This is a genomic window from Desulfosoma caldarium, assembly GCF_003751385.1.
GTDB classification, from domain to species: Bacteria; Desulfobacterota; Syntrophobacteria; order Syntrophobacterales; family DSM-9756; genus Desulfosoma; species Desulfosoma caldarium.
Map to the genome: position 1 here is coordinate 155,397 of NZ_RJVA01000009.1, position 19,237 is coordinate 174,633.

The window sequence follows — 19,237 nt, forward strand, 5'->3', positions numbered from 1 at the left end:
GAATCAGAAAGAGAGATCCAAGCCGATGTCAATGGCAGGAGCCGAGTGGGTCAGGGCTCCGACGCTGATGAAATGCACGCCGCATTCGGCAATGGAGCGAACCTTTTCCAGAGTCACTCCGCCGGAGACTTCGAGAAGGGCCTTTCCTTGGGCCAAGCGCACCGCCTGCCGAATGTCAGGAAGGGAAAAGTTGTCCAGCAGGACCACTTCCACGCCGGCATCGAGCGCCTCCTGCAGTTGCTCAAGGCTATCCACTTCCACTTCGATGCGCAATGTGTGCGGCGCGCGGGTCCGCACGCGTTCCACGGCCTGCCGCAAACCCCCTGCGGCCGCGATGTGGTTGTCCTTGATGAGCACGCCGTCGAACAAACCAAACCGATGGTTTCGACCCCCTCCATGCCGCACGGCCGCCTTTTCCAGGTCCCTCCACAACGGGGTGGTCTTACGCGTGTCTAAGATGGTACAACCCGTCCCCTCCACCTGCTGGACCATGCGCTGCGTTAGGGTTGCAATGCCGCTCATGCGTTGGACCAGGTTCAAGGCTGTTCGCTCCCCCATAAGGACGGAACGCAGCGGGCCTCGAAGCGTGCACAGGGTGGATCCGGCATTCACAGGGATGCCGTCGCCCTTTGCCACCGCACACTCCACTGTAGGGTCCAAGAGTTCATAGACCAGGCGCACCGCCTCCATGCCGGACACCACACAGGGTTTTCGCGTGACCATGTGCGCGACACCCCACGCTCCCTCTGGAACCGTTCCCAGCGTGGTCACATCACCCGGGCCCAGATCTTCTTCCAGAGCCCACGCAATCCTTTGACGCAAGGAAACCATGTCCTCGTGACCTCTTTACGCCGCAAGACGGTGCACCGGCCGATTACTTGGCGGCCCGAGTGGGAAGGAGCCAATCGTCCATCTTGGGCGGTTGCCCGGAAATGAGCCGGCACACAGCCAGGTCTTCTCCAAAGAGCCGCTCCACTTGAAGCTGTCCCTTGGGCTTGGCCGGCATCCAGGCCGCCGGCGTGCCCGTTGGGGAATTGACCAACCGGCCTTCTTCGATGACGTCCAAGACGTCGCCGACCATGAGACCGGATCGGTGGCCGGCACTCACGAAATACTCCCCGTTTTGGTTGGAAAACATGTGGGTGAACCATGGCATGAGGTCCTTGTGATCCAGAGCCTGTTCGTAGCTTCGCCGCACCACCAGTTCCAGAAAAGTGTTCACATCGGCTTCTTCCATCAACGGCATTTCCATTTGTTGCAAGGGAAAACGATACCCAATGCCCGCATCCACCAACCCGAACCGTGCCCGGGCCGTTCCCGGATACGTGGAGGGAACCGTGAGGGACTCCACTAAAGCGATAAAGCGCACGCCCGGATAAATGGCCGTGATGCGCACAATACACCCCAGATCATGGCGCTGCACGCAGTCCGTTTGGGACAGAACCTGCTCCAGGTCTCGGTGATGCACAAACAACACATCATAGGTCACCGAGAGGCGATCGGCTTGCGAAAGAAGCCGATCCGCCAGGTACGACGGCACGCCCTGCGTGTCCATGAAGAACCCCACTTTCCAGCGCAGCACATCGCCGGAAGTCGCCAACAGGCGGCGGCCTTCAAAAACGGCGGCTTCCAGCTTGGCCAATCTTTTTTCCTGAACCTCCTGCGACTCCTTGACGGCCCGGGCCGATTCTTTTCCAGATCCGGCAAGCACATCGCTCAGGACGAAAGGTTTAAGATCCTGGCGTTCCCGAAAATAGTCTCCGGAAAGCAGAAACGGGTGGTCCACCAAAATTTCCCGCACTTCCGCTGCCGAATACTTTTGACCCGGGGCCTTTTCTCGACTGACAATGTCCGGAGACGATGCGCATCCGGCAGCACCCACAACAGACAAGAGGATGAGCACCGATAGCTGATGGCGAAATGACACGACTTTCATGAAATTTGCTCCCGCCTGATGGGATTGGGAGAAAAGAAATGGGGTATAGTGGCCTAAGCCGGCCTACTATACCCCCATTGGGTTCCCTCTGTTAAGGGAAAGGCGAAAACCAAGCTTTAGAAGTTCCAGATGAGTTCCGCCGCAATGCGGGACGCCGTGTCGTCACTCTTGGCACCCAGCGCCGCAGTCACATCTTCGATCACTTCACCCGGGAAGAAGAACGAGGCCTGGCCTTTAACAAAGACGTTCTTGTGCAGCGCCACCGTCAGCTCGTTGTCCCATTCGGTGCCCACAAACCCGGATTTCACCCAAGTTTCGGCATAAGGGTACACGAAGCTCTTGACCTTGATGTCCTCGTTCCACCAGAAATTGTTCACGTTGGTTCGATAGATGATGAATTTTTTGGGCGCCGCCGTGAGTCCCACACTCACCATGGTCAAACCGGGATTGTCGCCGCGGCCGTTGCCGTAGCCTGCAAAGTTCTGCAAGCCGCCGGTAAAGATGGGGGTGCCGTTGCCGTAAAATTCCGGCAGGTACCCGTAAAGGGCGGTGCCCAGCACAAAGTTGGTGTCGCCAATGATGGTGTTTTCACCCCCCCAGCGATTGGAAAAGCGCTGAGCGTTTTCAATGCCGTTGTAGCCTTTGAGCTTGTCGTCGTTGGGGTCGTCGTCACCCGAGGTGTAGAGGACGCCGATGTGCGGCTTCAGGCTGAATCCGATCCAATCTTTAAGTTCCACAGCCACATCGGCCGCTAGGGCGTAGGCGGAAATATCATACTTACTGTATTTGAGGTTCTGCACTTTGTCGGCGGACCCGAACTGGTAGACACCTTCCAGGAAAAGTTCCACCGGGCCAAAGTTCCCCACATAGTAAGAGCCGATATGGTGAGAATCGGTTTTCGGGCTGCCGGCGCTCACCACCTTAGTCGCACCATAAGCAAAGGGAAAATCCGGATCGGTGGGATCCGGAGCCGAACCATCCAAGCCTAACAGATCGTAGATCTTTGCCATGGAAAGGCCCGTGGCCGATTGAGCTGCCCCCCAAGCCGCCGTGTAGAAGTCCCTTACGGGAATGCCACGAATGCGATCGTAGCCGTAAAAGAACTTCACTTTGTGCTTGTCGTTGATCTTGTAGTCCGCATAGGCTGCAATGAGGTCTCGGTCATCGTCGTTGGCCGCAAATTCATAGTTGCCGATGGTCTTCGCGAGGCTGGTCTGGAAGTTGTTTTCGGCCAGTTTAAAATAGCCAATGCTGTAGGTGACAGGTCCTGCCTGCCCGTCCAGCCAAAAACCCGCATTGTCATCGGCATAGACCATGGAGGCGCCCTCGTAGTGATCAAAGCCCCAGACGTCCCAACCGGCGTGAAACCGCGTCCCATAGGGCAGCGCCACACTCACGTTGAGGCGCTCCAACCCGAAGTTGCTGTTGTCCCCACGGCCACCACGATTGTCCACCGTGTCCGTGTCAATGGGCCGATCGTATTCCAAAGCTGCGTAAAAGGACCATTTGCGGTCTGTGGGCATGGCGTTGAAATAAATCTTGTCCTCGTTGCGAATGTAGCCACCTCGCACCGTGCCGCTTTCATTGCTATGCGTTTCAAAAAGACGTTCGGTGTACTTACCTCCAAAAAAGCTGTTGCCCTTGAGATTGTCACTCATGCCGAAATCCCATTTGGACTCCGATGTGGGAATGAAACGCACCAAGGCACCAAAACTCATCATAATATCTTTTTTAGTGGCCACACTCACACTGCCCGGCCCCACGATGACTTCTTCCGTAATGTCCTTTGCCGGCTGTGCTTCAACGATGGAACTGACCGTCACCGCCATAAAAATGGCTAACCCGAAAACAAAGGCACGTCCTGTCCAACTCATCACTTCCCCCTCTTCGTGAGTTTCCACGCGCGATTTCGCTCCTTCAGGAAAGCCCCCTGTCGTCTCTTTTGGACCTTCGCCCCGCGCTTCCCTTGCATCCCCCCTTTCCGTGCCCTGCTTGCTCTTTCATGCCACGCGGCACGCGTTCCCCAGGCATGAGAGCCGGGCCTTTCACGGCGCAAGCCCCAAAACCATACCAATTTAGTATGCACTTAACGTTCACGTCAAGAAAAAAGCGGGCTTGTTTTGCCTTGGCATATGCTGTAATTTTATAGCCTTAGAATGAAGGGACAAAGCTTCAAAAAGCCCAAAGGGGCTAGGCGTAAAGACAAAGGGTTGCAGCAGATTGAGGAGCCGTCAAAGGCCGCTGCACAAGGGATGCGATAAAAGAGCATGCGACGGGAACTGGAACAGCGCGTCCCCTTTAATGATGAGGAGATTCTTGTGCTTGCGGAGGCGATTGGCATCGCCGAGGAGCTCATCAGTGATCGCCTCAAGATTTCCACGTCGCAATGGAAACGCTACCGTTACGACATTCGGTCGCTTAAAGATCTCCTCCCGGAAGAAATTACCGACCATGCGTTCGCTCAAATTCGACGCTACGCCTTTCCTCCCCACGACAAGACTCTTGCCAGCCGTCACGGCGACTATTTTAAGATTTGCCTGCAGGATCACGTCATTCGAAAGGCCCTCCTTCGAGACCCTCAATTGGCCTTGCTTCCCTTAGCCACGTACATCGTGACGCATGAATTAATCCATGTCGTGCGTTTCGCCAGGTTTCTTCAGCGCTTCGACGCTCCAGAAAAGGAAAGAGACATGGAAGAAAGCCGCGTCCACGGGCAAACCCTTGCCCTGCTTCAGGACTCCAAAATACCCGGCATGCAGGCCGTCTTGAGCGTATTTGGCTCCTGCCCTTTTATGGAAACTTTTATCACCCAGCCGGCGGACAACACGCTTTCTCATTGACGCCTTTAGGACCATTGGGTAAATAGAGCCACCTGTAATGGACGAACGGCTGTGTCGAAGGGCACGGCCGATTTGAGTTTTTTCAGGGAAATGCAATTCTGTTGCGTACATGAAGGAGGCTCGGCTATGGCCCGACATAAAAAAATTGAACGTCGTAGGGAATTGGAACGCCGACGGCGACGGCGGGAAAAAAGGAAGAAACTGCGAGCCAAGGGGTTGCTTCCCCCTGTAGAAGCTTCATCGAGCTCCTAACCTGCCCAGCAACATCGGGTTATCTTCATGGGTCTTCAAAGCAGCACGGTGACGTTGACGTGTTTTCATGTGCCGGATCCTCCTGTGGCCGACGTGTGGTCTTTCATCGACGAAAGCCTTCACGAAGGTGCCTATCGCGAGGGTGCGCAGGGTGAGGCTTCGGCCAAAGGATTCGCCCGCTGGGAGGACCTCTTCGATGCCTCTTTTCCTTTTGCGAGCTACCGCAAAGGGGAATACGTGGCCTTTCAGTTCCGATGGGATCAGCGCAAGGTTCCCCCGTTGGTTCTGAAACAGTATGAGCGGGAAGCCGTTCAGGCCTATCGGGCGGAACACGACGGCAAGTTTCCCCCTCGGCACGAACGCCTCAAGATCCGTGAAGCCATTCAGAACCAACTGCTGGAGCGCGTTCTGCCGCAACCTTTCGGCTGTGAGGTGGTGTGGTCTCCAGCGCAGTGTCGGCTCCTTGTGGGCACGGCAAGCCTAAAGATGCTGGAAGCCTTTTTGGAACATTTTGAGCGGAGTTTCAAGCTCCATCCAATTCCCCTTTACCATGTGCAATGGGCCCTCTACGGACTCTCCTTGCCGGAAAACCTGAAGGATGCCCTGTCCGGACTCGTCTCCGTGAAGTCCCCCCACGCCCTGCATGAAGGGCGGTTTTTGGGCTACGAATTCCTCACATGGCTCTGGTACCTGGCCGAATCCCGCCAAGGGCGCGTGCCTTTGGAGCAAGGGGCCTTTGCCACGTTGGCTTTAGGCGAAAAAGTGGTCTTGAGCCGCCAGGACGACGGCAAGGAACGGGTCATTTGCACGACGCAGGCCGGTGCTTTGGATGAGGCGCGCACGGCCTTGCGACAAGGCAAGATGGTGGAAGAGGCCCAGTGGATTGTTATGACGGCGGACAACGAATACACCCTCACACTGGACCGAGACCTCTGGGCCGTCAAGGGCCTCAAGACCCCGAAACAAATCCCCCATGCGGAAGAAGAGGATCCGGACGCTCGGTTTCTTGAAAAAATGTTTTTCATCGACGAGGTCCTGGGGGTTCTCAACGCCGCCTATCGGGAATTCCTGTTGGCACGTCTGCGTTCCTCCTGGGCTTCGGACGTCCTCCCTGCGATGAGGCACTGGATTCAAGGCGGCCAGCTGAACGCCGCCACATCGGGAAGCCATGACGTGGCCTGAAGCCGTTCGTCTCTTTCAGGACGTTGTGACCTCGCATCCCGTCAGCCTAACCCTTGCCCTTCTCACGGCCGCGTCTCTTGGTGCCGTCTACTGGATGCGACGCCGTTTGCGCCGCCATTGGCACTCGCTGTTGGAAGAGGCTTCGGAGGAGCCTTTTCGGCTTCTTGAGGAATCCTCTCTGAGCGAAAAGGATCGAGCCGCCCTTAGCTATCTTAAAGCTCTGCGCCAAAAAGTCTGGTCCATGCCCGACCAAGACATTTCCCTTTCCCTCGATACTTTTTTTTCCCAGGCCCAAGACATCGTCCACACCATCGCCTCCATCTATCATCCGGACAAGGCCGAAGCCCAATACGAGGCTTCTTTGAAAGACGTGCTCGCGCTGTGTCGGCGTACCACGTCTCGGCTGGAGGCCGTGGTGCAGCGAGGGCCTTTTCGGCTTCTTTCGAGCCGCCCCATCGGGCATTACCGAGCCCTTTACAAGACGTATCGCCGCGTGAACGCATCGTCCCTGGTGCAGTCCCTAAAAAAACACCCGATGCTCTACAAGGCGGCACAAGTGATGTGGCATGCCAAGAATTGGAAAAATCCTTTCTACTGGGTCAGCCGAGAACTGTCCAGGGAAAGCCTGCGGTGGCTTGTGCGTTGGTTTACCATCGCCATGATCAACCAGGTGGGCAAGGAAGCCATGCGCCTTTACGGGCAACACGGTTTCGCCGACGATGAGGAGAGGGACCTGGTGCTGGCCTGCCTGAAGCTTCACAGCCTGTGCACATCCCAGAAGTCAGGCCAAAGGGAAGGAGCTCTGCGCGCGTGGGTGGCGTTTGTGTGTGACGTGCCGGTTCTGGATCCGGCCGCAAAGATTCGGATCCTTCGCCAAGCCATAGAAAAAGGAGTGGACGACGTGGTCATGGCCGAATCTTTTCGAACACGCCGGGGCGAGAGCTGGTACAAGAGGGGACTGCACAGATTGGGCGAGTCCTCCCCATAAAGACAGTTCACAGGGAACGCGCAGAGTGTTAAAGTTGGAAAAAAATCCGCCGTGCCCGATTAGGGAGTCCACGTGCGGTAGACTTGCGACCGTTGCGCAGAAAGGTTGCCCTAAAGGAGGAAGCCTTGAGCCCTTTTTACAAGAATCTCGCCTTGTGGCTGGTTATCAGCCTCATGGTCATTTTGCTCTTCAACATGTTCAATCAGCCTCAGACATCTCGCCTGGAAACCAACTACAGCCAGTTTTTGGATGCCGTACGCAAAGGCGAAGTAGCGCAGGTAACCATTCAAGGAGATCACATTCTCGGCGTGTATGTCAACGGCAGCTCGTTTCGCACCTATGCCCCGCAGGACCCCGACCTCATTCGCTTTCTGAGGGAACGGGGCATTGAGATTCAAGCGAAACCTAAGGAAGAGTCTCCTTGGTACATGACCATTTTGATCAGTTGGTTTCCCATGCTGCTCCTCATCGGCGTGTGGATTTTCTTCATGCGCCAGATGCAGATGGGCGGCGGGAAAGCCATGAGTTTTGGAAAGAGCAGAGCGCGGCTGTTGAACGAAGATGCGCGCAAAGTGACCTTCGAAGACGTGGCGGGCATCGACGAAGCCAAAGAACAACTGCAGGAAATCGTAGAATTTCTGAAGGATCCCAAGAAATTTACGCGCCTTGGAGGACGCATTCCCAAGGGCGTGCTGCTGGTGGGCGCTCCCGGCACCGGCAAGACGCTTCTGGCTCGAGCCATCGCCGGCGAAGCGGGCGTTCCGTTTTTCAGCATCAGTGGATCGGATTTTGTGGAGATGTTCGTCGGCGTTGGCGCATCGCGCGTGCGAGACCTTTTCACGCAAGGAAAGAAGTTTGCCCCATGCATTATTTTTATTGACGAAATCGACGCCGTGGGCCGGCATCGTGGAGCAGGTCTGGGGGGAGGCCACGATGAGCGGGAGCAGACGTTGAACCAGTTGCTGGTGGAAATGGATGGGTTTGAATCCAACGAGGGAGTCATCTTGATTTCGGCCACCAACCGTCCGGATGTGCTGGACCCGGCACTACTTCGACCCGGCCGGTTCGACCGGCAAGTGGTGGTCCCGGTTCCAGACATTCGTGGCCGTGAAGGCATTCTGGCCGTGCACCTTAAAGGCAAGCCGTTGGCCGATAATGTGAATGTGAAAGTCCTGGCCAAAGGCACCCCCGGCTTTTCGGGAGCCGACTTGGAAAATCTGGTCAATGAAGCCGCCCTGTTGGCTGCTCGGCGGAACAAAGACAGGATCGAGATGGCCGACTTTGAAGAAGCCAAAGATAAAGTCATGATGGGCCTGGAACGCAAGAGCATGATTCTCAGTGACGAGGAAAAGAGAACCACCGCTTATCATGAAGCAGGACATGCTCTGGTCGCGCGGCTTCTTCCCGGAACCGATCCGGTGCACAAAGTGACCATCATTCCTCGCGGCCGAGCTCTGGGACTCACTCAGCAGTTGCCTGAGGACGAGAGACACACGTATCCCAAAGAATACCTCCTGAACAGCATCGCCATTCTCATGGGGGGGCGAGCGGCGGAAGAAATCGTCTTCGGCCAACAGACCACGGGAGCGTCCAATGATATTGAACGGGCCACCCAGTTGGCTCGACGCATGGTGTGCGAATGGGGCATGAGCGAACAAATGGGGCCTTTGAGCTTCGGAAAGATGGACGATCAGGTCTTTCTCGGCCGAGAAATCGTCCAGCATCATAGGGATTACAGCGAACAGACCGCCATTCAAATTGACCAGGAAGTGCGCCGGATCGTGGAAGACAACTACAAAAAAGCTAAAGATCTTCTGGAAAGCCATCGAACCATTTTGGATGCGATGGCCGCGGCTTTGCTGGAAAAGGAAACTTTGGAAAATCAAGATATCGAGATGATCGTTGCCAGCATTCGCCCGGATTTGGCCCGATCCACCCCGACGGGCGACACCTCGTCCCAGGCATCTGCGTCTTCGCCCCATGAGCTTCAGGAACCGGCTTTGAAGACCAACGTTGAGGAGCCTGTGCATTCGGCCTCAGCGCCCAACGTTGACTCATCTGATGAGCTCAGCGTCACCGAAACGGAATCGAAAGCATCGGGAGCTGACGCCAAATGAACGTGGGGCCGAGACCTGTTTTTCACTTGACGCTCCGATCCCGACCCTGGGTGCTTGGCCACCGCACCCTGGTCATGGGCATCGTCAACATCACTCCGGATTCCTTTTCTGACGGGGGAAAATGGGCGACGCACGATGCCGCCGTCGCTCACGGACTGGAACTGGTGCGAGCCGGTGCGGACATTTTGGACATTGGCGGAGAATCCACTCGCCCTTTTTCCGACCCCGTGCCCCTGGAAGAAGAACTACGCCGCGTCCTGCCCGTCATTCAAGAGCTTCGCCGTCACACGGACGTTCCCATTTCCATCGATACCACTAAGGCTGAAGTGGCCTATCAGGCCCTGAGGGCCGGTGCGGACATCATCAACGATGTGAGCGCCCTGCGTTTTGACCCGGAAATGCCTGCTGTGGCGGCCGAATTTGGCGTGCCGCTCATCCTCATGCACATGTTGGGCACGCCAAAAACCATGCAGCAGTCTCCGCATTACGAAGCCTTGTTTTCGGAAATTATTCGATTTCTTGAAGAGCGCATGGCGGTGGCCATGGCAGCGGGCGTCGACCGCAATCAAATGATCGTGGATCCGGGGATTGGATTTGGCAAAACGGTCACCCACAATCTTCGGCTCATTCGAGACCTCGACGCTTTGGCCGTTTTGGAACGCCCAATCCTTCTCGGAGCTTCGCGAAAACGATTTATCGGCACCGTGCTCGACGCTCCCGTGGAAGACCGTGAACTGGGCACAGCCGTGGTCAACGCCATTGGCATTGCCGCAGGAGCCCACATTGTGAGGGTCCACGATGTGGCGTTTCACCGGCGTGCTGCGCTCATGGCCGATGCCCTGCGCAATGGGTTGTGGACGAACGAGGCAACCGCTTGACAAGACGCAAAGGAGTTCCCATGGGCAAACTTTTCGGCACCGATGGGATTCGAGGCATCGCCAATCAGTTTCCCATGACCACCGACATCGCCATGAAGGTGGGCATTGGAGCGGCATATCTTTTCAAGAGCCGCCACCGTAGACCTAAGATCGTCATTGGCAAGGACACACGCCTCTCCGGGTATATGATCGAAAATGCCATGACGGCGGGCATCTGTGCCATGGGCGTGGATGTGCTTCTTCTGGGGCCTTTGCCGACGCCGGGGATCGCCTTTATCACGGCCAGCATGCGGGCCGATGCCGGCATCGTCATTTCCGCTTCGCACAACCCTTATGAGTACAACGGCATCAAGATTTTTGCCAGCAACGGGTTTAAGCTGCCCGACCATGTGGAAGACGAAATTGAACGCCTCGTGCTGAACGGCGAAGTGGATTCGCTCCCGCGCCCGAACGTGGCCGACATCGGCCGTGCTCGAAGGATTGACGATGCGCAGGGCCGTTACATCGTTTTTCTGAAGAACACCTTTCCTCGAAACCAAACTTTGGAAGGCTTGCGCATTGTCCTGGACTGCGCCCACGGTGCCGCCTACAGAGTGGCCCCTTCCGTTTTTGAGGAGCTGGGAGCTCAGGTCATTCTCACGGGCGACCGGCCCAACGGAAAGAACATCAACGACGGCTGTGGCTCGCTCCATCCGGAAAACATGGCCCGCCTGGTACGGGAACACCAAGCGCACCTGGGCATCGCCTTTGACGGCGATGCGGACCGCGTCATTTTGGCCGATGAAAAGGGCGAAGTTCTGGACGGGGACCAGGTTATGGCCATTTGCGCCAAGCACCTTGCTAAGAAAGGAAAGCTGTGTAAACAAACGGTGGTGGCCACGGTCATGAGCAACATGGGCCTGGAGGTGGCCCTGCGCAACATGGGCATTTCCCTCGTTCGAACCCCCGTGGGTGACCGCTACGTGGTGGAACGCATGACCCAAGACCAGCTCAATCTGGGCGGAGAACAGTCGGGCCACATCGTCTTTATGGATCACAGCACAACGGGAGATGGCATTCTTTCCGCCCTGCAGGTTCTCTCCGTCATGATGGAAGCCGACAAACCCCTCTCGGAACTTAAGACCATTATGGAGCGATTCCCTCAAACCCTCATGAACGTGAGGGTCACCCAAAAAAAGGATATTCACGAGATTCCGGAAATCATGGCGCAGGTAGCCCGCGTAGAAAAGCTGCTGGGCAACGATGGCCGCTGCCTCATTCGTCCTTCCGGCACCGAACCCGTCATTCGCATCATGATCGAAGGCCGAGACGAACAGCGGATTCAAGAACTGGCGGAAGATTTGGCTCAGCTCATCGAAAAGCACCTCCATCACCCCTAGATACGGCCTTGAGTGCGCAGGAGATCACAGACCCATGCTTCTCGCCATGGACGTGGGCAACACCAACACGGTGCTCGGCCTCTTTGAAGAAGACGCTTTGGTGCATGATTGGCGCATTCGCACCGAAGTCCACATGACCGAAGACGAATACGGCATTCTGCTGAAAAACCTCCTCGAAACTCAAGACCTCCCTTTGAGTGTCATTACCGACGTGATCGTCTCCTGTGTTGTACCCCCTGTGCTGAACCACATCGAGGGATTTTGCCACAAATACTTTGAGACAGAACCCCTCGTGGTGGGGCCCGGCATTCGCACCGGCATGCCCATTCTATATGATAATCCCAAGGAAGTGGGAGCCGACCGGATTGTCAACGCAGTGGCCGCCTACGAAACCTTTCGATCGGCCGTAATCGTCGTGGATTTCGGCACGGCCACAACCTTTGATTACGTGTCGGAACGCGGGGAATACATGGGCGGGGTGATCTGCCCGGGTATTCTCATTTCCTGTGAAGCTCTGTTCCAAAAAGCGTCCAAGTTGCCTCGAGTGGAAATCTTTGCCAAGCCCAAGTCCATCCTGGCTAAGAATACCATAGCCTCCATGAACGCCGGCATCGTCTACGGGTATGCGGGTCTGGTGGAAGGCATCATTGCCAGAATGAAACGGGAAATTCAAAAACCGCTCGCCGTGGTGGCCACGGGAGGCTTGGCCCCTCTGATCGCCAGCGAATGCCCCGCCATAGAAAAAGTCGACGATTTCCTCACGCTCAAGGGACTGAAAATTCTTTTTGAAAGGAATCGACGCTGACCATGCACGGGTTGCGCTTTCGCCGTGCCGTCACCGCCCCTTTGCGCAAACCGCGGCGATTGCATCCGGGCATGACGGTTTCCCTGGTGGCTCCGGCGGGCACCTTTCCGGAAGGAACGGTGCAACGCGTCCAGTCGTGTCTGGAAACGTTGGGATACATCGTTCGACCCGGAAGCCATGTTCGTGATCGCTATCGATACATGGCCGGAGAGGATGCCCATCGAGCCCACGACCTGTGGCAGGCTCTGACAGACCCTTCGATCGACGCCGTCTTTTGCCTACGAGGGGGTTATGGATGCAGCCGGCTGCTCACACGCCTCGCCTTTTCTCAAATGCCTGAGGCGAGTAAAATTTTCCTCGGCTACAGTGATGCGACCTTTCTTCATGCCGCCTTGGAATCATGCGCCGGTTGGATCACTTTTCACGGACCCAACGCCGTGGAATGGGTGGATCGTCCCGGCGATTGTTCGGAAAGCTTGGCCTTCTTGGAAGGGCGCACGCCTTTTGCCTGGTCCTTTGAAGCAGACCAGGTCCTTTACCCCGGCCGAACCTGCGGGCACCTCGTGGGGGGGAACCTCACTTGCCTCACCCATCTTCTGGGAACACCCTTTGCCCCCACCTTTGAAGGAGCCTTGCTTTTTCTTGAAGACAAGAACGAGCCACCCTACCGTATCGACCGTATGCTGGTCCATCTGGCGCAAGCCGGTGTCTTTGAAGTGGTCCGAGGTGTCATCTGCGGCTCCTTTGTGGATTGCGGTGACCCCGCAGAAATTCGAACCCTTTTTCGCGAACACGTGCTTTCCTATCAAATCCCCGTGGTGATGGATCTGCCTTTTGGGCATGGTCGCTGGAATCACGTCCTGCCACTGGGGGCCTCATCGTGTTTGGACACCAAAGCCCAAAACTTTTACTTTCTTGAAAACCCTTTCCTTGAGCCATGAAACCCCTGGAACAGCGCCTTGTCGATCTTATGCAAAGGGCTTTAGCCGAGCGAGTCTTTTCCGCAGCCAGTGTGCTCGTGGGCCACCGAGACACCGTGGTCTTTTCCCGGTGCTATGGAACCACATTCTTTGGGCAGAAGGCTCCTTTGGTCACCCCATCCTCTCTCTTTGATCTGGCTTCTCTCACCAAACCCATTGCCACAGCCAGCCTGGTCATGGCGCTGGTTAAAGAAGGCCGAATCCTTTTGGAAGATTCCTTGGAGCACATTTTTCCTTTTCGGTTCGTTCCCAGAGACAAACGAACGCTGACCGTGGAGCAGCTGCTGTGCCACACGTCCGGGCTTCCCGCCTACAAGCCCTATTTTCGAGAACTCATTGCCGTGCGTCCCGAGCGCCGCAAGGACACGCTCATGGAGTGGATTTTGCGCGAACCCCTGGTTTCACGGCCCGGCACGCAACGCCTCTACACGGATCTGGGTTACATGTTGCTGGGATGGATTGTGGAAGAGGTTTCAGAATCGCCCCTGGACATCCTATTCGACCAACGTCTGCGATCCCATGAAACGTCTTGGCGCCTTGGATACAGACGGCTCATGGCCTTTTCGGCCACCGACCACCTGCCTGAGGCATCCACCCGAGATACGGAGCCCCACGACGTGTGCGTGGCCACGGAACATTGCCCATGGCGAGGCCGCCTGCTTCAGGGAGAAGTGCATGACGAAAACGCCTATTGCCTTAACGGGGTGGCAGGCCATGCGGGACTCTTCGGCACCGCATGGGATATTTGGCAATGGAGTCAAAAGCTTAAGGACCTTTTCGAGCCGCAATGGCGTCTTGGTTTTGATGTCCCAAACGCTCATGGTTCCAGTGCGGGACGGTACTTTTCTCCACAAACCATTGGCCACCTGGGCTTTACAGGAACATCTTTTTGGATCGACCTGGATCAACACATCACGGTCATCCTTTTGACCAATCGCGTTCACCCTGACCGCCACGACGACCGTATTCGAAGCTTTCGCCCCCTTTTCCACGATACCGTGATGGAATCTGTGCTTGGGGTGGAGGGGGCGTCTTCATGGTTCTATGAAGGAGGGTTTGCGTGAAGAGCATGACATCGGCCGACCTCCAGCGGCGGACTCGATTGTACTTCATGGGCATCTGCGGCATCGCCATGGGAACCTTGGCCGCCATGCTGAAAGACTCAGGCTATGAGGTGTTGGGCTCAGACACCCAGGTGTATCCGCCCATGAGCACCTTTCTGGCCGAGAAGGGCATTCCCGTCCTCTCCGGTTGGAACCCGCAAAATCTAGAGCAGGCAAAGCCTCAGGTCGCCATCGTGGGCAATGTAATTCGAAGGGATAATCCAGAGGCGCAGCGAGCTAAGGAATTGGGACTTCCTTTGTGGTCGATGCCCCAGGCCCTGGACCACTTTTTCTTTCCAGGTCGAAAAAATCTCGTGGTGTGCGGAACCCACGGCAAGACCACTACGGCCGGCCTGCTGGGTTGGATTCTGGAACAAGCCGATCTGGACCCCACAGTCTTTGTGGGCGGCTTTGTTCGGACCTGGCGCCGAAGTTATCGGATCGGCGAAGGGCCTTTCATGGTGCTGGAAGGTGATGAATACGACACGGCCTTTTTTGACAAGCACGCCAAATTTCTGCGTTACAAGCCGTGGCTCGCCGTGGTGACCGGCATCGAATTTGACCATGCGGACATTTATCGAGACCTGGAGCATGTCATGGACGCGTTTCGAGCCCTAAGCCGGCTCATTCCCGCGGACGGGTACCTGGTGATCCATGGCGACGACCCTCGGTGTGCCGAACTCGCGGCCCTGTGCCCCGGAACGGTCATCACCTACGGCACCTCTTCTCGATGCCAATGGCGCCTGGTGGACTGTGCCACCCAAAATGGAGCCGTGGTCTTCACCGCCCGGTCCCCGGACGGCGCTCCACATCGGGTCACCTCACCGCTGCCGGGACGACACAACGCCTTGAACACCATCGCCGCCATGGCGGTCTGCCGGCTCTTGAACGTTCCCACGGAAACTCTTCTCAAGGCGGTGGACCGTTTTGGCGGCATGAAAAGACGCCAGGAAGTCATCTATCAATCCAACGAAATTGTTGTGCTGGACGATTTCGCCCATCATCCCACCGCGGTGAAAGAGACCATTCAGGCGGTGAAAGCATTCTACCCCCACCGACGCCTGCTCGCCCTCTTTGAACCTCGCACAAACTCCAGCCGCCGCCGTTTTTTCCAGCACGAATACGCCAACGCTTTTCACGGGGCCTCTTGGGTGGGCATCAAGGAACCCAAAGGATTTCACTCCATAGCGGTCGAGGAACGGCTCGACACGGAACAACTGGTCAAGGACATTCAAGAACGCAGCGCACCGGCCCATCTCTTCGTGGAAGGCAAACCCGTCCTGCCGTCATTGCTGGAACATATCGAGCCGAAGGATGTGGTCCTTCTCATGAGCAACGGCAGCATGGACGGGCTACCCATGGAACTTTGTCAAGCCTTGCAGGCACGGGAACAAAAGGTTCTGATGCAAAAAAGGATTGAAAACAGGCGGAAAAGTGGGAGGCACGCCTCATGAGAGCACAAGATAGAAAAAGGATTTTAGTCCACGCATGTTGTGGCCCCTGCCTTCTTTTTCCACTGGAGGTCCTTATCGCCTCAGGATGGAAAACGCACACCTTTTTTTACAACCCGCACATTCAGCCGTACCAGGAATGGCAACGGCGGCTCGAAGCGGCCCGCACGGTCGCCACCACCTTTGAGGTCCCCATGATTGTGCGGGAGGACTACGAACTGGAGGAATTTTTTCGTCAGACCGCCTTTCGAGAAAACCGCCGATGCCTATATTGTTATAGCCGACGGATCGAAACGGCGGCGCGACTTGCCAAAAAGAGCGGTTTCGATGCCTTTACGACGACACTTCTGTACAGCAAACGACAAAATCACGACCTCGTGCGCCAAATTGGTGAAGAGGCCGCCTCCGCCTTTTCGATCCCGTTCGTGTACGAGGATTTTCGAAAAGGATGGGCCGAAGGGCAGCACAAAGCCATTGCCATGGGACTGTACCGACAGCAATACTGCGGCTGCGTGTACAGTGAACGGGATCGGTTTTTGCCCAAGCCCAAAAACCGTCAGGCGTAGGCGTAGATTTCCACGTTTGCCGGAGCTTTCAGCAGCACATCGATTTCTTTTTGCAAGCGCTTCCGTTCCGGATTGTTTTCCCAGGATTTCCAATCGTTCAAACTGGCCCAGGTGCTGATGACGAGGAATTTTTGCGGATTATTGACGGAGCGCAGCGTTTCTCCTGAAATGTACCCTCTACTCTGCATCGCCTTGGCGCGAAGTTCGACCAATTTGTGTTGCAGAACCAATTCCCTATCCGGGTCCACCACGCGTTCGATAATCACTCGTACGGCCATCTTTTCTCCCCCCTGTGCTCTTGAGACACTGCGCCAGTGCCTTCTATTACTTCTTTTTAGCATGGGAACAAATCAATAACAACGGGCAATAAATGACTCATGGTCGAATCCACACAAAACATTAAAAATTATATTCGAGACGCATACCGGCGGCTTTACAGCAATGGGACCAGCCGCGACCTGCCCATCGTGCAAGGCAAAGACCTGGCTTGCGCTCTCGGCTATGACCCCTGCCTCACCCGGCTCGTGCCGGAAGCCTTATGGGCCCGCTTTTTCCCCTGCGGTAACCCGGTGCCCTGGATTGCCTTCGAAGGGCAGAGGGCACCCAAAATCCTGAACTTGGGCTCCGGAGTAGGGCTGGACGCCTTCTTTGTGGTTTTGGGAATGGCCATGCGAGACGGCACCGTGGTCAACGTGGACATCGCCCACGAAGCCTTGACGTGCGGCAAGAGCCTTATGGAGGCGGCCCTAGCCGCCCACGGCCCAAGGGCTCACATCTTTTGGGTTCAGGCCGATGCGGACGCCATACCGTTTTCCGACGCGGTGTTCGATCTGGTGCTCATGAACGGAGTTTTCAATCTTTTCGAGTGCAAGGACCTTCTGTTGAAGGAAGTCTTCAGGGTCTTGAAAAACCGAGGTACCCTTTTGCTGGCAGATTTGGTTCGAACGGGCCCTCTTCCACAGGAGTGGGGATCGGCCATGGAAGGCTGGCTGTGGTGTGTCAACGGATCGATGGAAGAACAAGAGCTCTTCGACATCCTGCACACCACAGGTTTTGCGGGCGCAGAAATCCTGCGCAAGGACTGCGAAGTGGACCCCTTGTGGCGGGCAATTGTTCGCGCGCGCAAGATTTCGTAACCCTCTCCTTACGCCTCAGGCTCCATGCGAATGGCGCGAGTCGGGCATTCCTCCGCACAAATGCCGCATCCCTTGCAGTACTCATAATGGATCTTCACCGGAATACTCCTGGATATGACTCCTTCAGGACAGTACAGCCAGCACAAGAAGCAAGAAGGCTTTTGGTTTTTTGTGGGCGTGCACTTTTCCGGATCAATGACGGGTCTTTCGGAGCGCCAATCTCCGGTGCACCCCCCTTCGCCTTCACAGGCGGAAGAATGGGCGTAAGTATACGGGTCTTTTCGAGGCTCCACCATGGTGTCTTTTATCCTTTCAATCTCGCAGAGGGTCGTAAGGGCCGCGTTTTATGCGCATTCCAGGCGGCATTCTCCAAGAATGTTCGTCCTTTCATGGGCCAGCCGAGCCCCCTGTCGATTGCGTTCCAAAGCTTCTCCGTGAAAATGATGCGCCAGCGCTTTCTCCAGACTCTCCAGGCTCACCAAGCCCGAAGCCCTGGCAAATCCACCCAGGATGGCCGTGTTGGAAATGACCGCTCCCGAAACCATGAGCCCCGCTTCTTGAGCACAGGCTTCGGCGTTGGTCGTGGCCACCGTAAAGGCATGGCGAAATTGAAAATCTTCGGGTTTCTTCGCGGTATTAATCAACACGAGGCCCTCGGACGCTAGCCCCGCCGTCACATCCACGACGTCCAGAAGGGTTTCATCCAGCACCACCACGATGTCCGGCTGCACAACCAGAGAATAGGTGCGGATTGGCCTCCACGAAAAGCGATTGGTCGCAATGACCGGAGCGCCTCGCCTTTCGGCCCCGAAAAAAGGCGCTGCCGTCACACCCCGGTAACCCTCTTCAAAAGCCGCCTCCGCAAGAATCATGGCAGCCGTGACAGCTCCCTGGCCCCCTCGCCCGTGCCACCGGACTTGAATATTTTTTCTTTTGCTCATGATCTCATCCTCGGCATTTCTTCTGACTCACGGCCTTTCCTCGGTGTCTATTCGGCACGCCGCGTTCTCTTACTTTCTTTCTCACCACAGGTCAATCCCTCGCCATGTTCAAAAGGTCTTTGGTTCTTGTCACAAGGCCCACACTTACTGTAAATGAAAGCGCGCATCAGGCATGCCCAAGGAGGCGAAGGAGATGGACACAAGACAGGAACCCATGGAAACCTTGATCCTTCCCAACAATCTCGAATTGCGTATCTATGATCGGTCCAGAAAGTTGGCGGGAGATCGCTGGTACGTGGAAGCCATGATGGAAATTCCGGTGCCTTTGACTCCGGAGGTGTGTGAAAAGCTTAGCCCCGACAAGGCCCTGGTGGACCGATTTGTTCAGGAACAGGGAAATCCTTTTCTTTTCCGGCATCACAAGGCTCGCCATTTCATCGACGAAAAGGAAAAAGACCGCGTCTTTCAAACCTTGAAGGAAGATTTTCTGAAGACGAACCGAAATTATTTAGCCAGTCCCCGTTTTGCTTCCATGGTGGTGGCCAAAGCTTTTCGGGAATGGGAAGAGCGGCGTCGATGGTGGTCATGAGCGGCTCCGCCGTTGAAAGGTGTCACGGAGGCGAAGTCCAACATTGGGCGGGAGGGTGGCTCAATGCGATCCCTGTGGAATAAGTCAAGATGTG

The 19,237-nt window shown here is 56.1% G+C and carries 19 protein-coding genes; 13 read left to right on the plus strand and 6 right to left on the minus strand.

Annotation, left to right across the window (positions count from 1 at the left end):
• Positions 1 to 3 precede the first annotated feature (3 nt).
• From nadC to EDC27_RS01395, 3 genes are all read right to left on the minus strand, one after another.
• The gene (nadC, locus tag EDC27_RS01385; RefSeq protein ID WP_123288825.1) at positions 4 to 831 is read right to left on the minus strand and encodes a carboxylating nicotinate-nucleotide diphosphorylase; all 828 of its coding nucleotides are present in this window, start codon (positions 829 to 831) and stop codon (positions 4 to 6) included.
• Positions 832 to 874: 43 nt separating this feature from the next.
• Positions 875 to 1,936: a hypothetical protein gene (locus tag EDC27_RS01390; RefSeq protein WP_123288826.1), complete on the minus strand. Its 1,062-nt coding sequence runs from the start codon at positions 1,934 to 1,936 to the stop codon at positions 875 to 877.
• 116 nt (positions 1,937 to 2,052) lie between these two features.
• On the minus strand, positions 2,053 to 3,837 hold the full coding sequence (locus EDC27_RS01395) for a hypothetical protein (protein WP_123288827.1): 1,785 nt from the start codon (positions 3,835 to 3,837) through the stop codon (positions 2,053 to 2,055).
• Positions 3,838 to 4,203: 366 nt separating this feature from the next.
• Here EDC27_RS01395 and EDC27_RS01400 point away from each other — a divergent pair, with 366 nt between their 5' ends.
• From EDC27_RS01400 to EDC27_RS01450, 11 genes are all read left to right on the plus strand, one after another.
• The gene (locus tag EDC27_RS01400; protein ID WP_123288828.1) at positions 4,204 to 4,776 is read left to right on the plus strand and encodes a hypothetical protein; all 573 of its coding nucleotides are present in this window, start codon (positions 4,204 to 4,206) and stop codon (positions 4,774 to 4,776) included.
• A gap of 279 nt (positions 4,777 to 5,055) precedes the next feature.
• Positions 5,056 to 6,210: a recombination-associated protein RdgC gene (gene rdgC, locus EDC27_RS01405; protein WP_123288829.1), complete on the plus strand. Its 1,155-nt coding sequence runs from the start codon at positions 5,056 to 5,058 to the stop codon at positions 6,208 to 6,210.
• Positions 6,197 to 7,198, plus strand: coding sequence for a hypothetical protein (locus EDC27_RS01410; protein ID WP_123288830.1), 1,002 nt, complete (start codon positions 6,197 to 6,199; stop codon positions 7,196 to 7,198). Before rdgC ends, EDC27_RS01410 begins: the two co-directional genes overlap by 14 nt.
• A 125-nt stretch (positions 7,199 to 7,323) precedes the next feature.
• Positions 7,324 to 9,315, plus strand: a complete 1,992-nt coding sequence (gene ftsH, locus EDC27_RS01415; protein ID WP_123288831.1) for an ATP-dependent zinc metalloprotease FtsH — start codon at positions 7,324 to 7,326, stop codon at positions 9,313 to 9,315.
• On the plus strand, positions 9,312 to 10,193 hold the full coding sequence (gene folP / locus EDC27_RS01420; RefSeq protein ID WP_123288832.1) for a dihydropteroate synthase: 882 nt from the start codon (positions 9,312 to 9,314) through the stop codon (positions 10,191 to 10,193). Before ftsH ends, folP begins: the two co-directional genes overlap by 4 nt.
• 20 nt (positions 10,194 to 10,213) lie before the next feature.
• Positions 10,214 to 11,572 (plus strand): phosphoglucosamine mutase, encoded by a 1,359-nt coding sequence (gene glmM / locus EDC27_RS01425; RefSeq protein ID WP_123288833.1) that lies wholly within the window; start codon positions 10,214 to 10,216, stop codon positions 11,570 to 11,572.
• A 34-nt stretch (positions 11,573 to 11,606) separates the two neighbouring features.
• Entirely contained in the window at positions 11,607 to 12,377 is a 771-nt protein-coding gene (locus EDC27_RS01430; protein WP_123288834.1) for a type III pantothenate kinase, read from the plus strand.
• A 2-nt stretch (positions 12,378 to 12,379) separates the two neighbouring features.
• Positions 12,380 to 13,318, plus strand: coding sequence for a S66 peptidase family protein (locus EDC27_RS01435; RefSeq protein WP_123288835.1), 939 nt, complete (start codon positions 12,380 to 12,382; stop codon positions 13,316 to 13,318).
• Complete coding sequence (locus EDC27_RS01440) at positions 13,315 to 14,421, plus strand: serine hydrolase domain-containing protein (protein WP_123288836.1); 1,107 nt, start codon at positions 13,315 to 13,317, stop codon at positions 14,419 to 14,421. Before EDC27_RS01435 ends, EDC27_RS01440 begins: the two co-directional genes overlap by 4 nt.
• A gap of 5 nt (positions 14,422 to 14,426) precedes the next feature.
• A complete protein-coding gene (locus tag EDC27_RS01445) occupies positions 14,427 to 15,914 on the plus strand; it encodes a UDP-N-acetylmuramate--L-alanine ligase (RefSeq protein ID WP_245994204.1) in 1,488 nt (495 codons plus the stop codon).
• Complete coding sequence (locus EDC27_RS01450) at positions 15,911 to 16,477, plus strand: epoxyqueuosine reductase QueH (protein WP_123288838.1); 567 nt, start codon at positions 15,911 to 15,913, stop codon at positions 16,475 to 16,477. Before EDC27_RS01445 ends, EDC27_RS01450 begins: the two co-directional genes overlap by 4 nt.
• On the opposite strand, the gene EDC27_RS01455 is transcribed toward EDC27_RS01450, so the two are convergent.
• Positions 16,468 to 16,755 (minus strand): antibiotic biosynthesis monooxygenase family protein, encoded by a 288-nt coding sequence (locus tag EDC27_RS01455; RefSeq protein ID WP_123288839.1) that lies wholly within the window; start codon positions 16,753 to 16,755, stop codon positions 16,468 to 16,470. The two genes, EDC27_RS01450 and EDC27_RS01455, sit on opposite strands and share 10 nt — an antisense overlap.
• Positions 16,756 to 16,854: 99 nt before the next feature.
• On the opposite strand from EDC27_RS01455, the gene EDC27_RS01460 reads away from it, so the two are divergent.
• Complete coding sequence (locus tag EDC27_RS01460) at positions 16,855 to 17,613, plus strand: methyltransferase domain-containing protein (RefSeq protein ID WP_123288840.1); 759 nt, start codon at positions 16,855 to 16,857, stop codon at positions 17,611 to 17,613.
• An 8-nt stretch (positions 17,614 to 17,621) separates the two neighbouring features.
• On the opposite strand, the gene EDC27_RS01465 is transcribed toward EDC27_RS01460, so the two are convergent.
• Positions 17,622 to 17,909, minus strand: coding sequence for a 4Fe-4S binding protein (locus EDC27_RS01465; protein WP_123288841.1), 288 nt, complete (start codon positions 17,907 to 17,909; stop codon positions 17,622 to 17,624).
• A gap of 48 nt (positions 17,910 to 17,957) precedes the next feature.
• On the minus strand, positions 17,958 to 18,554 hold the full coding sequence (locus EDC27_RS01470) for a 2-oxoacid:acceptor oxidoreductase family protein (protein WP_123288842.1): 597 nt from the start codon (positions 18,552 to 18,554) through the stop codon (positions 17,958 to 17,960).
• Positions 18,555 to 18,747: 193 nt separating this feature from the next.
• Between EDC27_RS01470 and EDC27_RS01475 the strand changes: the two genes are divergently transcribed.
• The gene (locus EDC27_RS01475) at positions 18,748 to 19,143 is read left to right on the plus strand and encodes a hypothetical protein (RefSeq protein ID WP_123288843.1); all 396 of its coding nucleotides are present in this window, start codon (positions 18,748 to 18,750) and stop codon (positions 19,141 to 19,143) included.
• The last annotated feature ends 94 nt before the right edge of the window (positions 19,144 to 19,237 follow it).

What these genes read in the sequence shown, in the direction of transcription:
- EDC27_RS01475 (WP_123288843.1), top strand. Translation starts at nt 18,748, where the DNA reads ATGGACACAAGACAGGAACCCATGGAAACCTTGATCCTTCCCAACAAT.
- EDC27_RS01450 (WP_123288838.1), top strand. Translation starts at nt 15,911, where the DNA reads ATGAGAGCACAAGATAGAAAAAGGATTTTAGTCCACGCATGTTGTGGC.
- folP (WP_123288832.1), top strand. Translation starts at nt 9,312, where the DNA reads ATGAACGTGGGGCCGAGACCTGTTTTTCACTTGACGCTCCGATCCCGA.
- EDC27_RS01410 (WP_123288830.1), top strand. Translation starts at nt 6,197, where the DNA reads ATGACGTGGCCTGAAGCCGTTCGTCTCTTTCAGGACGTTGTGACCTCG.
- EDC27_RS01430 (WP_123288834.1), top strand. Translation starts at nt 11,607, where the DNA reads ATGCTTCTCGCCATGGACGTGGGCAACACCAACACGGTGCTCGGCCTC.
- EDC27_RS01400 (WP_123288828.1), top strand. Translation starts at nt 4,204, where the DNA reads ATGCGACGGGAACTGGAACAGCGCGTCCCCTTTAATGATGAGGAGATT.
- EDC27_RS01460 (WP_123288840.1), top strand. Translation starts at nt 16,855, where the DNA reads ATGGTCGAATCCACACAAAACATTAAAAATTATATTCGAGACGCATAC.
- EDC27_RS01465 (WP_123288841.1), bottom strand. Translation starts at nt 17,909, where the DNA reads ATGGTGGAGCCTCGAAAAGACCCGTATACTTACGCCCATTCTTCCGCC.
- EDC27_RS01470 (WP_123288842.1), bottom strand. Translation starts at nt 18,554, where the DNA reads ATGAGCAAAAGAAAAAATATTCAAGTCCGGTGGCACGGGCGAGGGGGC.
- EDC27_RS01435 (WP_123288835.1), top strand. Translation starts at nt 12,380, where the DNA reads ATGCACGGGTTGCGCTTTCGCCGTGCCGTCACCGCCCCTTTGCGCAAA.
- glmM (WP_123288833.1), top strand. Translation starts at nt 10,214, where the DNA reads ATGGGCAAACTTTTCGGCACCGATGGGATTCGAGGCATCGCCAATCAG.
- nadC (WP_123288825.1), bottom strand. Translation starts at nt 831, where the DNA reads ATGGTTTCCTTGCGTCAAAGGATTGCGTGGGCTCTGGAAGAAGATCTG.
- EDC27_RS01445 (WP_245994204.1), top strand. Translation starts at nt 14,427, where the DNA reads ATGACATCGGCCGACCTCCAGCGGCGGACTCGATTGTACTTCATGGGC.
- EDC27_RS01440 (WP_123288836.1), top strand. Translation starts at nt 13,315, where the DNA reads ATGAAACCCCTGGAACAGCGCCTTGTCGATCTTATGCAAAGGGCTTTA.
- EDC27_RS01390 (WP_123288826.1), bottom strand. Translation starts at nt 1,936, where the DNA reads ATGAAAGTCGTGTCATTTCGCCATCAGCTATCGGTGCTCATCCTCTTG.
- EDC27_RS01455 (WP_123288839.1), bottom strand. Translation starts at nt 16,755, where the DNA reads ATGGCCGTACGAGTGATTATCGAACGCGTGGTGGACCCGGATAGGGAA.
- rdgC (WP_123288829.1), top strand. Translation starts at nt 5,056, where the DNA reads ATGGGTCTTCAAAGCAGCACGGTGACGTTGACGTGTTTTCATGTGCCG.